Raw genomic sequence first — 13,827 nt, 5'->3', positions numbered from 1 at the left:
GTAGTGCCGCTCACCGCAGGTGAATTAATTCCTGTCAGTGGTGACAGGAATAGAAACTAGCCCGAGTTTTTAGAATGAGCAAGAATATTTTTTATAAGCTTGTTTATGTTTTATCTATTTGATTTTTAATGATAAAAAACAAAAATCACCAAAATGCAGCGCGCGCTCACCCTTTTGACGCACTTGACAGGTTCTCAATATGAGCAACATTTCTTATTGCAAATCAGACGCTTGAGACCTGCCTCTTGACGGGAACGGTAAATAAAAATAATTGTGTTGCACCAGATTGAGTCCTGAGGGTTCGGATAACTTTCGCGTTATTTGGCCTGAGTAACGCTGCAAGTACCCAAGGGCTTTTTGGTTGAGCTAATAAAGCTGATTAACATCAGCAAGTTATATGTGCGGTAGGGGCGCGGTGGCTGTTTGCGGCACGGTTATTGAGTGCAGTGGCGGCGGGTCGGGTCCGTGATGTCATGTTGTCAATGCGGTACTCCGGCCATCCTGCGTTCAACGCGGGATGAGCACAATAATTCGAAAAAGAACCGTGGAGCGGCCATGCAACAGAACAGATCGCAAGTCCTAGAACGCGACGGCCTGTATGAACTTGACGCCGGCGCCGACGTCCTCGACAGCCCCCGCTACAACCACGACATCGCGCCGAGCAAGGTGCATGAACGAACCTGGAACAAGTGGCATATCACGGCGTTGTGGGTCGGCATGTCGATCTGCGTGCCGACCTACACCTTGGGTGGCGTGCTGACGGCTTACTTCGGGCTGTCGGTAGGCGAGGCGCTGATGGCGATCCTGTTGGCCAACATCGTGGTGTTGATTCCCCTGACGCTTAATGCCTTTCCCGGTACCAAGTACGGAATTCCGTTCCCGGTGTTGCTGCGTTCGTCCTTTGGCATCCTTGGCTCCAACGTGCCGTGCCTGATTCGCGCGCTGGTGGCGTGTGGCTGGTTCGGTATCCAGACGATGTTCGGCGGCCTGGCGATCCACCTGTTTCTCGGCTCGATTTTCGAAGGTTGGAAGGTGCTGGGTGGGACCGGTGAAGTGATCGGTTTCATGATCTTCTGGGTGCTCAACCTGTGGGTGGTACTGCGAGGTGCCGAGTCGATCAAATGGCTGGAAACCCTGTCGGCACCATTGCTGGTGGCGGTGGGCGTCGGGCTGCTGGTGTGGGCGATGCCCAACGTGTCGATCAGCGAGTTGATGGCGATCCCGGCAAACCGTCCTGAAGGGGCGAGCCTCACCGGTTACTTCATGGCCGGCCTCACCGCGATGGTGGGGTTCTGGGCCACCTTGTCATTGAATATTCCCGACTTCAGCCGCTACGCCAAAAGCCAGAAGGACCAGATACTCGGGCAGATTTTCGGCCTGCCGCTGACGATGTTCCTGTTCGCCGCACTTGGCGTGATCATGACCGCCGCTTCGGTGAAACTGGTTGGCGTCAGCGTCTCCGATCCGGTGACCCTGATCGGGCATATCCAGAGCCCGACCTGGGTGGCGGTAGCGATGGCGTTGATCATCATCGCGACCTTGTCCACCAACACGGCCGCGAATATCGTCTCGCCCACCAACGACTTCCAGAACATCGCGCCCAAGCTGATCAACCGCACCACGGCGGTGATGCTCACTGGCTTGGTGGGGTTGGCGCTGATGGCCCACGAGTTGCTGAAAAAGCTCGGCCTGATTGTCTCCGAGGTCAGCCTGGAGTCCGTCTATTCGAACTGGTTGCTGGGTTATTCGAGCCTGCTGGGGCCGATTGCCGGGATCATGGTGGTGGATTACTTCCTGGTCCGCCGCCAGCAACTGGACCTTGCCGGCCTGTACCGCGATGACATCTATCCGGCGTGGAACGTCGCGGGTTTTATTGCCTTCGGCGTGCCGGTGGTGTTGACGTTGCTGTCCCTGGGCAGTGACGCATTCAGCTGGTTCTACAGCTACGGCTGGTTCACCGGTTCGGCGCTGGGCGGCGTCTTGTACTACGGCCTGAGCATGAAGCGCGGGACCCGTGCACTGGTGGTCAAAGCGCCGCAATAATCTATAAAAACAGCCTGAGGAGATTACCCATGAACGCTGTCACAGACGTCCTGCAATCCACTCATCAGCACATCAACCGTGACCGCTTGTGGCAGTCGCTGATGGACTTGGCCAGGCTCGGCGCCACACCCAAGGGCGGTGTCTGCCGCCTGGCCCTGACTGATCTCGACCGCCAGGCCCGCGACGTGTTTGTGAAATGGTGCGAGGAGGCTGGCTGCACCGTGACCGTCGACGGCGTCGGCAATATCTTCGCCCGGCGCCCCGGGCGTCATCCAGAACTGCCGCCGGTGATGACGGGCAGCCACATTGACACTCAACCCACGGGTGGCAAATTCGATGGTTGCTTTGGTGTTCTGGCGGGCGTTGAAGTGCTGCGTACCCTGAACGATCTCGGGATTCAAACCGAGGCGCCGCTGGAAGTGGTGGTGTGGACCAACGAAGAAGGCTCGCGCTTCCCGCCGTGCATGATGGGCTCCGGCGTCTTTGCCGAAAAGTTCACCCTGGAAGATACCCTGGCCAAGACCGACGCCGATGGCGTGACGGTCGGCGATGCGCTCAATGCCATTGGCTATGCCGGGACGCGGCCCGTGAGCGGGCATAAGGTTGGCGCTTATTTCGAAGCGCATATTGAACAAGGTCCGATTCTGGAGGATGAGAAAAAAACCATTGGCGTGGTGCTTGGCGCGCTTGGCCAGAAGTGGTTCGACCTGACGTTGCGCGGTGTGGAAGCGCACGCCGGCCCGACGCCTATGCACTTGCGCAGGGATGCCTTGGTGGGCGCCGCTGCGGTGGTCGCGGCGGTCAACGCCGCAGCCCTCGGGCATCAGCCCCATGCGTGCGGCACCGTGGGGTGCCTGCAAGCCTATCCCGGCTCGCGAAACGTCATCCCGGGCGAGGTGCGCATGACCCTGGATTTTCGCCATCTGGAACCGGCGCGGCTGGATTCGATGATTGCCCAGGTGCGCAAGGTGATCGAAGACACCTGCACCCGTCATGGCCTGACCTTTGAAATGTTGCCCACCGCCGATTTTCCGCCGCTGTATTTCGACACGGGTTGTGTCGACGCGGTACGCGATGCGGCCAATGGACTGGGTTTATCGAATATGGACATTGTCAGCGGAGCGGGGCACGACGCAATTTTCGTCGCCGAATTGGGCCCGGCCGGCATGATCTTTGTACCGTGCGAGGGCGGTATCAGCCATAACGAAATCGAGAATGCCGCGCCGGATGACCTGGCGGCGGGGTGTGCGGTGTTGTTGCGGGCGATGGTGGCCGCGTCGGCCGCGATTGCCAGTGGCAAACTGGCTGCCTGAGGTTCACGGGATGCCGCGAGAACACTCGTGGCATCCAGTCAGTTTATTGGCCGACAGGAGGGCGTGAGATCAACGGTTTGCCGAGACGATTGCTAGGCATGGTGTACGGCTGCTTTATGCGACTTGGCGGGTTCCGCGGGCCTGGCCTGGGGATGATAATGTCGGCGGGTGATGCGCAGCACTCCCCACAACATGGCGCCGGCAACGGACAGCCAGCCACAGATCAAGAGAAAAATCGTTGTCGTCAGGCTCATAAGTGCCTCCTTTCGCCCTGTACCGGGCACACACAGTCTTCTCAATGGACAGTCTAGCTCCCGGGTGGTTGCGTGCTATGGACCAATGGTCGAAAGGTGCAACTTGTTTGCTCTAATGCGGGCCTTTTACTGGGGGTCAAGGCTATACCCGCGCCCCGCAGCGCCCTATGATCGGAACCCCAGACGGCAGATGATCAAGAGAGTGAAGAATTGCGCTTACGGCCGAACGTTAGAACATCCTTGTTGGTAGTCGCCTGTGCCCTCGGACTGGCAGCCTGTGCCGGGCCGCAGGCCACGAATATCCGCAGCTTGCCCGAGCGCGTCGAACTCACCGGTGTGCCGGCGTTTCGCGGCGACACCTACCAGGGTGGTCCCGCGACGTTGGCCAGCATGTTGTCCCAGCAAGGCATCGTGATTACCCCGGGCTTGCTGGAAAAGCCCCTGCACCTGCCGGAGGCGCAAGCCGATCTTGAACGCAATATGCAGGGGTTGGCGCGGGAGTACGGAATGCTGGTGTATCCGCTGGAGGCCAAATTGCCCGCGTTGTTGGCGCAAGTGGCGGCGGGGTACCCGGTGATGGTGCGTATTACCGAAGGCTCGACGCTCTGGGCCGAACCGCGCTATGCGGTGTTGGTTGGCTTCAATCAGCGGAAAAATACCCTGCTGTTGCGGGTGGGAAGGGAGCGGCGGCGCTTGATGGCGTTCGGTGACTTCGAGTCCGCATGGAAAGACGCCGGGCAGTGGGCGGTACTGGTTCAGCGTCCGAACCAGTTACCCGCTGATGTCAATCCGCAGAAATGGCAACAGGCCGCTGACGCTACGGCCCGCGCGGGCCAGGAACGGGCTGCGGCCCAGGCGCTCAAGGTGATGGCCGATAAAACGGCCAAGCCCTGAAGCAACGGCGCTCAAGGGCTGGCGCCGGGCCCGGGCCGCGATGAATCAACGCGACTCGGAAGCCTGGACCACGCCTTTCTGGCGGCCCTTGAGGTTTTTGTCGGCCTTGTATTGCAACGCCACGTCCGGAACCGCACCGCTCTTGCCGGTCTCGATCCACTTGCGAATGCGGCTGGCGTCGGCGAAGTGGGTATATTTGCCAAACGCATCCAGGATGACCAGCGATACTGGACGGTTGCCCATTTGGGTGACCAGAACCAGGCAATGGCCGGCCTGGTTGGTGAAGCCGGTTTTGGTCAGTTTGATGTCCCAGTTGGCGCGATTGACCAGGTGATCGGTGTTGGAGAACCCCAAGGTGTAGTTGGGTTTGCGGAAAGCCACGGTTTTCTCCTTGGTGGTGCTCAACTGCGTCAGCATCGGGTATTTGCGTGCGGCCTGGACCAACTTGCTCAGATCCCGCGCGGTCGACACGTTATGGATCGACAGCCCGGTGGGCTCGACGTAGCGGGTGCTGGTCATGCCCAGGGCCTTGGCCTTGGCGTTCATCGCCGCGATGAAGGCGGCATAGCCGCCCGGATAGTGGTGGGCCAGGCTCGCGGCCGCGCGGTTTTCCGAGGACATCAAGGTAATCAGCAGCATTTCTTTGCGCGGCATCTCACTGTTGAGCCGTACCCGTGAAAACACTCCTTTCATTTCCGGCGTGTCACTGATGTTGATCGAGATGTATTCGTCCATGTTCTGTTTGGCGTCCAGCACCACCATGCCGGTCATCAGCTTGGTCACCGAGGCGATGGGCACGACCACGTCCGGATTACTGGAATAAATAACCTTGTTGGTTTGCAGATCCACCAGCATCGCACTGCCGGAGGCGATGTGCAGTTGCGAGGGATCGCGCGGGGCGAGGGTGGTTTCGCTGGCGTTGGCGAAGCTGCCGGTGACGACAAGAAACAGGCTGACGAGAGAAAGACGAATTTTCACGCGGATGAACTCGCTAAAAAAGTAAAGATGTACCGTTTTGCAACGGGCTTGATGAAAAATTATGTTACGTATTATCAGTATGGATCAAAAATTATCGAATGTGCTTCCAGAACCAGACGAAAGCCCTTAAAAACAAAGAAAAAACCGTTTTCTTCGGGCAATAAAAAGCCCCGCCATAAGGCAGGGCTCTTTTCGTCCGGTGGGTTATCAGCCGTGCAGGGTTTCTGCCGCGTACAAAGTGTTTTCCAGCAGGCAGGCACGCGTCATCGGGCCTACGCCACCTGGCACCGGTGTGATCCAGCCGGCGCGGGGCAGGGCGGTTTCGTAGACGACGTCGCCCACCAGCTTGCCGTCGTGCTGACGGTTGATGCCCACGTCGATGACGATCGCGCCTTCCTTGATCCACTCACCTTTGACCAGGCCGGGTTTGCCGGCAGCCACCACCACCAGGTCGGCGCGACCAACATGCCCGGCCAGATCCTTGGTGAAGCGGTGCGTGACCGTCACGGTGCAGCCGGCCAGCAGCAATTCCATGGCCATCGGGCGACCGACGATGTTGGACGCGCCAACGACCACCGCATCCAGGCCGTAAAGATCGACGCCGGTGCTCTCCAGCAGGGTCATGATGCCCTTCGGGGTGCAGGGGCGCAGCAGCGGAATACGCTGTGCCAGGCGACCGACGTTATAAGGGTGGAAGCCGTCGACGTCTTTGTCCGGACGAATGCGCTCGAGCAGCCTGGATGCGTCCAGGTGCTCCGGCAGCGGCAACTGCAGGAGTATGCCGTCGATCTTCGGGTCGTCATTGAGGTTGTCGATCAGATCGGCGAGGGCCTGTTGCGAGGTATCGGAAGGCAAGTCGTAGGCCTTGGAAATAAAGCCGACCTCTTCGCAGTCTTTACGCTTGTGCGAGACATAAACCTGAGAGGCAGGATCGCTGCCGACCAGGATCACCGCGAGCCCCGGCGTGCGCAGGCCTTGCTGGCGACGCTCGGCGACACGTTTGGCGATCTGCTGGCGCAGGCTGGCGGCGATTGATTTGCCGTCGATAAGTTGTGCAGTCATTACGCGTGATTAACCATCGAGAGGGGGAAGAAAAGTGCGCGCATTCTCGCACGCCAGGACGTGAGGGCAAAGGCGCTTGGTCTGCAAATTCCCCTAACCCCTTAAATAAAATGAATTTTTTTCAAAAAAGATTTGACGGCCTTTGGGGGCGTCTATACTATTCGTCGCACTTGTCGGGCACAGCCTAGCACTGGTTAAGAAGGTCGAGCGCAATAGTTGTCTTGTTGTGCAAGGCTGGAAGCATTTAGTTTGTAGTCCTTCAAGGGTACAGATTAATAAGGCGCCCGTAGCTCAGCTGGATAGAGCATCCGCCTTCTAAGCGGATGGTCGCAGGTTCGAGTCCTGCCGGGTGCGCCATTAGGCAGCTTTGGCACAAGTAGCGCAAGATGGTGGGCGTAGCTCAGTTGGTAGAGCACGGGATTGTGACTCCCGTTGTCGAGGGTTCGATCCCCTTCGTCCACCCCATATTTCAAAAGGCGCCAGATTTAACGGTCTGGCGCCTTTGCTTTAACAGCTTCAAGCCGCGGATGTGGTGGAATTGGTAGACACACTGGATTTAGGTTCCAGCGCCGCGAGGCGTAAGAGTTCGAGTCTCTTCATCCGCACCAATTAAAGCGTCACTCATTGCCTGTTGGCAGGATTGGGGCTCGACAAAGAGCTTGTTTGGCTTCTTTGTTACGCAATATGGTGGGCGTAGCTCAGTTGGTAGAGCACGGGATTGTGACTCCCGTTGTCGAGGGTTCGATCCCCTTCGTCCACCCCATATTTCGAAAGGCGCCAGATTTAACAGTCTGGCGCCTTTTTTGTTTTAGCGGTTTGAGTATTCGGCGGCTGCAGGTTTTGGGTCGCGGGGCAGGGCGTTTCGTCGTATATATGTTTCTCGATGATGCCGCGCTGCCCGTCGAGCTTGTTACGAGGTCGGCTGCCGGGGCGATGATTGGTGACCTCTTCTATATATAGAAGGGTCGGCGCAGGGCCCTGGCGTGATTGGCTGTATTTGCCACCGGGGCGAAGGGTATTCGTGCATTTGCCCCTATAAATTGCCTGCTGTTTGTTTACCCGTTTTCAGTAGGGTGACTTCTTGAGTTTGACCCACTAGAATGCATGCCCTTGATTCTGGGGTCGGAAACGGCCGGCTAACGTCTGTGCAACGAGGAATATCCATGCAAGTTTCTGTTGAAAATACTTCTGCTCTTGAGCGCCGCATGAGCATCACCGTGCCGGCGGAGCGCATCGAGACTCAGGTCAACAAGCGTCTGCAGCAGACTGCCCAAAAGGCCAAGATCGCTGGTTTCCGTCCAGGCAAAGTGCCGATGAGCGAAATCAAGCGCCGCTTTGGTGCTGACGCACGTCAGGAAGCTGTAGGCGACGTCATCCAGGCTTCTTTCTACGAAGCTGTTGTCGAGCAGAAGCTGAACCCGGCGGGTTCTCCTTCGATCGAGCCTAAATCCCTGGAAGCCGGCAAGGACCTGGAGTACGTCGCCGTATTTGAAGTGTTCCCTGAGTTCGAAGTTGCCGGTTTCGAAGGTATCGCTATCGAGCGCCTGAGCGCCGATGTCGCTGATGCCGACCTGGACAACATGCTGGAAATCCTGCGCAAGCAGAACACCCGCTTTGAAGTGACTGAGCGCGCTGCTCAGAACGAAGACCAGCTGAACATCGATTTCGTGGGCAAGGTTGACGGCGAAGTCTTCGCTGGCGGCTCGGCCAAGGGTACTCAGCTGGTGCTGGGTTCCAACCGCATGATCCCGGGTTTCGAAGACGGCCTGGTTGGCGCCAAGGCCGGCGAAGAGCGCGTTCTGAACCTGACGTTCCCGGCTGACTATCAGAACCTGGACCTGGCCGGCAAGGCCGCCGAGTTCACCGTCACCGTCAACACTGTTTCCGAGCCTAAGCTGCCTGAGCTGAACGAAGAGTTCTTCACCCAGTTCGGTATCAAGGAAAGCGGTATCGAAGGCTTCCGCACCGAAGTTCGCAAGAACATGGAGCGTGAGCTGCGCCAGGCGATCAAGTCCAAGGTCAAGAACCAGGTCATGGACGGTCTGCTGGCCGCCAACCCGATCGAAGTGCCGAAGGCGCTGCTGTCCAACGAAGTGGATCGCCTGCGCGTACAAGCTGTTCAGCAGTTCGGTGGCAACATCAAGCCTGACCAACTGCCGGCCGAGCTGTTCGAAGAGCAAGCCAAGCGCCGTGTCGTGCTGGGCCTGATCGTGGCTGAAGTGGTCAAGCAGTTCGACCTCAAGCCTGACGAAGATCGCGTTCGCGAAATGATTCAGGAAATGGCTTCGGCCTACCAGGAGCCTGAGCAGGTCGTGGCTTGGTACTACAAGAATGACCAGCAACTGAACGAAGTGCGTTCGGTTGTGCTGGAAGAACAAGTTGTGGATACTGTTCTGCAGAAGGCTAAGGTGACCGATAAAGCGGTCTCTTACGAAGAAGCAGTCAAGCCGGCGGAAGCAGCACAAGCCGACTGATTGTCCAACTCGTTGGAAATACAACCATAAGCCAGCCTCGCGCTGGCTTATGCGTTTTCAAGACATGACTATTTGGGAGTAACTGCAGAGCATGTTCCGTAATTCCTATATTCAGCAGAACTCTGATATCCAGGCCGCAGGCGGCCTGGTCCCGATGGTTGTCGAGCAATCTGCTCGTGGCGAACGCGCCTATGACATCTACTCGCGCCTTCTCAAGGAGCGAGTCATCTTTCTGGTCGGCCCTGTAGAGGACTACATGGCCAATCTGATCTGTGCGCAACTGCTGTTCCTTGAGGCGGAAAACCCGGACAAGGACATCCATCTCTATATCAACTCCCCGGGCGGTTCGGTGACAGCGGGCATGTCGATCTACGACACCATGCAGTTCATCAAGCCAAACGTGTCGACGACCTGTATCGGTCAGGCGTGCAGCATGGGCGCGTTCCTGCTGACCGCCGGCGCCGAGGGCAAGCGTTTCTGCCTGCCTAACTCGCGAGTGATGATTCACCAGCCACTGGGCGGTTTCCAGGGCCAGGCGTCGGATATCGAAATCCACGCCAAGGAAATCCTCTTTATTCGCGAGCGTCTCAACACGCTGATGGCCAAGCACAGTGGACACACCCTGGAAGAAATCGAGCGCGATACCAACCGTGACAATTTCATGAGTGCAGAAGCCGCGCGTGAGTACGGGTTGATCGACGCTGTAATCGAAAAGCGTCCTGCTTAATATAAGCAGCTCAAAATAGGGCGGGTCGGCGGGTCCGATCACCTGCGGGCTTGAAAAAGCCCGCATAAGCCTTCATCTTGTGTTGCAAGCCTATCGGATTTGGATCGAACGAATGACTGACACCCGCAACGGCGAGGACAACGGCAAGCTGCTCTATTGCTCCTTCTGTGGCAAAAGCCAGCATGAAGTACGCAAATTGATTGCCGGCCCCTCGGTCTTTATCTGCGACGAGTGCGTCGACCTGTGCAATGACATCATCCGTGAGGAGGTGCAGGAAGCCCAGGCCGAAAGCAGCGCGCATAAATTGCCTTCGCCTAAAGAAATCAGCGGCATCCTTGATCAGTATGTGATTGGTCAAGAGCGTGCGAAAAAGGTTCTGGCCGTAGCGGTGTACAACCACTACAAGCGCTTGAACCAGCGTGACAAAAAGAATGACGACGTCGAGCTCGGCAAAAGTAACATCCTGCTGATCGGTCCTACAGGCTCGGGTAAGACCCTGCTTGCAGAAACCCTCGCTCGCCTGTTGAACGTTCCCTTCACCATCGCCGACGCAACCACCCTCACCGAGGCGGGTTATGTAGGTGAGGACGTTGAGAACATCATCCAGAAGCTGCTGCAAAAATGCGATTACGACGTAGAGAAGGCCCAGATGGGTATCGTCTACATCGATGAAATCGACAAGATTTCGCGCAAATCGGATAACCCGTCGATTACCCGGGACGTTTCCGGTGAGGGCGTGCAGCAAGCCCTGTTGAAGCTGATCGAAGGCACGGTTGCGTCTGTACCGCCACAAGGCGGCCGCAAGCATCCGCAGCAGGAATTCCTTCAGGTTGATACGCGCAACATCCTGTTTATCTGTGGCGGTGCGTTCTCCGGCCTGGAAAAGGTTATTCAAAACCGTTCCACCCGTGGCGGCATCGGTTTCAGTGCAGAAGTGCGCAGCAAGGAAGAAGGCAAGAAAGTTGGTGACTCCTTGCGTGAAGTCGAACCTGACGATTTGGTCAAGTTCGGTCTGATCCCTGAGTTTGTCGGCCGCCTGCCGGTCCTGGCGACGTTGGACGAGCTGGATGAGGCTGCGTTGATGCAGATCCTTACCGAGCCGAAAAACGCCCTGACCAAGCAATATGCCAAGTTGTTCGAGATGGAAGGCGTGGACCTCGAGTTCCGTGCCGACGCGCTCAAGTCGGTGGCCAAGCGTGCGCTGGAGCGCAAGACTGGCGCACGTGGCTTGCGTTCGATTCTCGAAGGCGTGCTGCTCGACACCATGTACGAGATCCCGTCGCAGTCCGACGTGAGTAAAGTGGTGATCGACGAAAGCGTCATAGAAGGCAAGTCCAAGCCACTGTACATCTACGAAAACAGTGAGCCGACAGCCAAGGCTGCGCCAGACGCGTAAGCGTTTTGCTGCCGAAATAAACCAAGGGGCCTCAGGGCCCCTTTGTTTTTACTCGTGTTTACTGTTCGCATCACGCTTGTTTTTTTTGCGCACAGCCCCCATCTTGGTTTCAAGCGTACTTTCATCTGTCATCGAGGCGAAATCATGAAGACAACCATTGAATTGCCTCTCCTGCCATTGCGTGATGTCGTTGTGTATCCGCACATGGTTATCCCGCTGTTCGTGGGGCGCGAGAAGTCTATCGAAGCCCTCGAGGCCGCGATGACGGGCGACAAGCAGATCCTGCTGTTGGCCCAGAGAAATCCTGCTGATGATGATCCCGGCGAAGACGCCCTGTATCGTGTCGGCACCATTGCCACTGTTCTGCAACTGCTCAAGCTGCCGGATGGCACCGTCAAGGTGCTGGTCGAGGGTGAGCAGCGTGGCGCCGTAGAGCGCTTCATGGAAGTGGACGGTCACCTGCGCGCGGAAGTGGCCTTGATCGACGAAGTCGACGCGCCTGAACGCGAATCGGAAGTTTTTGTTCGCAGCCTGCTTTCGCAGTTCGAGCAATACGTACAACTGGGCAAAAAAGTCCCGGCTGAAGTCCTGTCCTCCCTCAACAGCATTGATGAGCCAAGCCGCCTGGTCGATACCATGGCCGCGCACATGGCGCTGAAAATCGAGCAGAAACAGGACATTCTCGAGATTATCGATTTGTCTGCCCGGGTCGAGCACGTCCTGGCGTTGCTGGATGCTGAAATCGACCTGTTGCAGGTTGAAAAGCGTATTCGTGGTCGCGTTAAAAAGCAGATGGAGCGCAGCCAGCGCGAGTACTACCTGAATGAGCAGATGAAGGCCATTCAGAAAGAGTTGGGCGACAGCGAGGAAGGTCATAACGAAATCGAAGAGCTGAAAAAGCGCATCGATGCCGCCGGCCTGCCGAAAGACGCGCTGGCCAAGGCCACCGCTGAGCTGAACAAACTCAAGCAAATGTCCCCGATGTCGGCTGAAGCCACCGTGGTTCGTTCCTACATCGACTGGCTGGTGCAGGTGCCGTGGAAGGCTCAGACTAAAGTGCGCCTGGACCTCGCCCGGGCAGAAGACATTCTCGACGCCGATCACTACGGCCTTGAAGAGGTCAAGGATCGCATCCTCGAATACCTCGCCGTGCAAAAGCGCGTGAAGAAGATTCGTGGCCCGGTGTTGTGCCTGGTCGGGCCGCCTGGTGTGGGTAAAACCTCGCTGGCGGAGTCCATTGCCAACGCCACGAACCGTAAATTCGTGCGCATGGCCCTCGGTGGCGTGCGTGATGAAGCGGAAATTCGTGGTCATCGCCGGACGTACATCGGTTCGATGCCAGGAAGATTGATTCAAAAGATGACGAAGGTGGGGGTACGCAACCCGCTGTTCCTGCTCGATGAAATCGACAAAATGGGCAGCGACATGCGTGGCGATCCGGCTTCTGCATTGCTGGAAGTGCTCGATCCGGAACAGAACCACAACTTCAACGATCATTACCTGGAAGTCGACTACGACCTGTCCGACGTAATGTTCCTGTGCACCTCCAACTCCATGAATATTCCGCCAGCCCTGCTGGACCGGATGGAGGTGATTCGTCTGCCGGGCTACACCGAAGACGAGAAGATCAACATCGCCGTCAAATACCTCGCGCCCAAGCAGATTTCGGCCAATGGCCTGAAGAAGGGCGAGATCGAATTCGAGGTCGAGGCCATCCGCGACATCATTCGTTATTACACCCGCGAGGCCGGTGTACGGGGCCTTGAGCGTCAATTGGCGAAGATTTGCCGCAAAGTGGTGAAGGAGCATTCGCTGGAAAAACGCTTCTGCGTGAAGGTCGCCGCAGACTCCCTCGAGCATTTCCTGGGCGTGCGTAAATTCCGTTACGGCCTGGCTGAGGCGCAAGATCAGGTTGGCCAGGTCACGGGGCTTGCGTGGACCCAGGTGGGTGGCGAGTTGCTGACCATCGAAGCGGTGGTGATTCCGGGCAAGGGCCAGTTGATCAAGACCGGTTCGCTGGGTGATGTGATGGTCGAGTCGATTACTGCCGCGCAGACCGTGGTGCGCAGTCGCGCCAGGAGCCTGGGGATTCCCCTGGACTTCCACGAGAAGCACGACACGCATATCCACATGCCAGAAGGGGCGACCCCGAAAGATGGCCCTAGCGCTGGCGTAGGCATGTGCACGGCACTGGTATCAGCGTTGACCGGCATTCCGGTGCGCGCCGATGTCGCCATGACTGGGGAAATTACCCTGCGTGGACAGGTGCTGGCCATTGGTGGCCTGAAAGAGAAATTGCTCGCGGCACACCGTGGTGGTATCAAGACGGTGATCATTCCTGAAGAGAATGTGCGCGATCTGAAGGAAATTCCTGACAACATCAAGCAGGATCTGCAGATTAAACCGGTTAAATGGATTGACGAGGTCCTGCAAATTGCGCTGCAATACGCGCCGGAGCCCTTGCCGGATGTGGTTCCCGAGATAGTTGCAAAGGATGAAAAGCGCGAGACTGACTCTAAGGAAAGAATTAGCACGCATTAATACGTTTAAGCCGGGTGGCTTCCTTGACAGATTTTTAGAGCCCTTGTTATAAAGCGGCTCTTAAGTGCCTGTAGGCCATTCAGCACTGATTTTTGCTTTCACCAAAAAACTTAGAATCATACTCAAATAGATATAAGGGGACTTA

At 57.2% G+C, this 13,827-nt stretch carries 10 protein-coding genes and 4 tRNA genes; 11 read left to right on the top strand and 3 right to left on the bottom strand.

Translation table 11 applies throughout. The annotated features are described in order from the left end of the window. Positions 1-555 precede the first annotated feature (555 nt). Both AC6CIA_RS10725 and AC6CIA_RS10720 read left to right on the top strand, forming a co-directional pair. Positions 556-2,043 (top strand): NCS1 family nucleobase:cation symporter-1, encoded by a 1,488-nt coding sequence (locus tag AC6CIA_RS10725; RefSeq protein WP_498311831.1) that lies wholly within the window; start codon positions 556-558, stop codon positions 2,041-2,043. Positions 2,044-2,072: 29 nt separating this feature from the next. Next, positions 2,073-3,356 carry a Zn-dependent hydrolase gene (locus tag AC6CIA_RS10720; protein ID WP_498311830.1) on the top strand — a complete coding sequence of 428 codons (1,284 nt, stop codon included), beginning with the start codon at positions 2,073-2,075 and terminating at the stop codon, positions 3,354-3,356. Positions 3,357-3,448: 92 nt separating this feature from the next. Here the strand turns inward: AC6CIA_RS10720 and AC6CIA_RS10715 are convergent, their stop codons facing one another. Beyond that, positions 3,449-3,610 carry a hypothetical protein gene (locus AC6CIA_RS10715; protein WP_165447420.1) on the bottom strand — a complete coding sequence of 54 codons (162 nt, stop codon included), beginning with the start codon at positions 3,608-3,610 and terminating at the stop codon, positions 3,449-3,451. Between the two features lie 210 nt (positions 3,611-3,820). Between AC6CIA_RS10715 and AC6CIA_RS10710 the strand changes: the two genes are divergently transcribed. After that, a complete protein-coding gene (locus tag AC6CIA_RS10710) occupies positions 3,821-4,504 on the top strand; it encodes a peptidase C39 family protein (protein WP_498311829.1) in 684 nt (227 codons plus the stop codon). Between the two features lie 45 nt (positions 4,505-4,549). On the opposite strand, the gene pbpG is transcribed toward AC6CIA_RS10710, so the two are convergent. Both pbpG and folD read right to left on the bottom strand, forming a co-directional pair. Beyond that, positions 4,550-5,482 carry a D-alanyl-D-alanine endopeptidase gene (gene pbpG, locus AC6CIA_RS10705; protein ID WP_498311828.1) on the bottom strand — a complete coding sequence of 311 codons (933 nt, stop codon included), beginning with the start codon at positions 5,480-5,482 and terminating at the stop codon, positions 4,550-4,552. A 207-nt stretch (positions 5,483-5,689) separates the two neighbouring features. Next, a complete protein-coding gene (gene folD / locus AC6CIA_RS10700) occupies positions 5,690-6,544 on the bottom strand; it encodes a bifunctional methylenetetrahydrofolate dehydrogenase/methenyltetrahydrofolate cyclohydrolase FolD (protein ID WP_339528391.1) in 855 nt (284 codons plus the stop codon). A 280-nt stretch (positions 6,545-6,824) separates the two neighbouring features. On the opposite strand from folD, the gene AC6CIA_RS10695 reads away from it, so the two are divergent. The 8 genes from AC6CIA_RS10695 (at position 6,825) to lon (ending at position 13,682) form a co-directional block, all read left to right on the top strand. After that, positions 6,825-6,901: transfer RNA gene (locus AC6CIA_RS10695), tRNA-Arg, on the top strand. 32 nt (positions 6,902-6,933) lie between these two features. Then, a tRNA-His gene (locus AC6CIA_RS10690) sits at positions 6,934-7,009 on the top strand. 58 nt (positions 7,010-7,067) lie between these two features. After that, positions 7,068-7,152: transfer RNA gene (locus tag AC6CIA_RS10685), tRNA-Leu, on the top strand. 79 nt (positions 7,153-7,231) lie between these two features. Next, a tRNA-His gene (locus AC6CIA_RS10680) sits at positions 7,232-7,307 on the top strand. 400 nt (positions 7,308-7,707) lie between these two features. Then, the gene (tig, locus tag AC6CIA_RS10675; protein ID WP_498311827.1) at positions 7,708-9,018 is read left to right on the top strand and encodes a trigger factor; all 1,311 of its coding nucleotides are present in this window, start codon (positions 7,708-7,710) and stop codon (positions 9,016-9,018) included. Between the two features lie 91 nt (positions 9,019-9,109). Next, positions 9,110-9,745, top strand: coding sequence for an ATP-dependent Clp endopeptidase proteolytic subunit ClpP (gene clpP, locus AC6CIA_RS10670; RefSeq protein ID WP_005789297.1), 636 nt, complete (start codon positions 9,110-9,112; stop codon positions 9,743-9,745). Between the two features lie 112 nt (positions 9,746-9,857). Further along, positions 9,858-11,141: an ATP-dependent Clp protease ATP-binding subunit ClpX gene (gene clpX / locus AC6CIA_RS10665; protein ID WP_339528393.1), complete on the top strand. Its 1,284-nt coding sequence runs from the start codon at positions 9,858-9,860 to the stop codon at positions 11,139-11,141. 144 nt (positions 11,142-11,285) lie between these two features. Continuing rightward, on the top strand, positions 11,286-13,682 hold the full coding sequence (gene lon / locus AC6CIA_RS10660) for an endopeptidase La (protein ID WP_339528394.1): 2,397 nt from the start codon (positions 11,286-11,288) through the stop codon (positions 13,680-13,682). The last annotated feature ends 145 nt before the right edge of the window (positions 13,683-13,827 follow it).

Source organism: Pseudomonas sp. GQ91 (genome assembly GCF_059758795.1).
The sequence above is the reverse complement of the archived record's forward strand: the minus strand, read 5'-3'. Positions and strand labels throughout refer to the sequence as shown.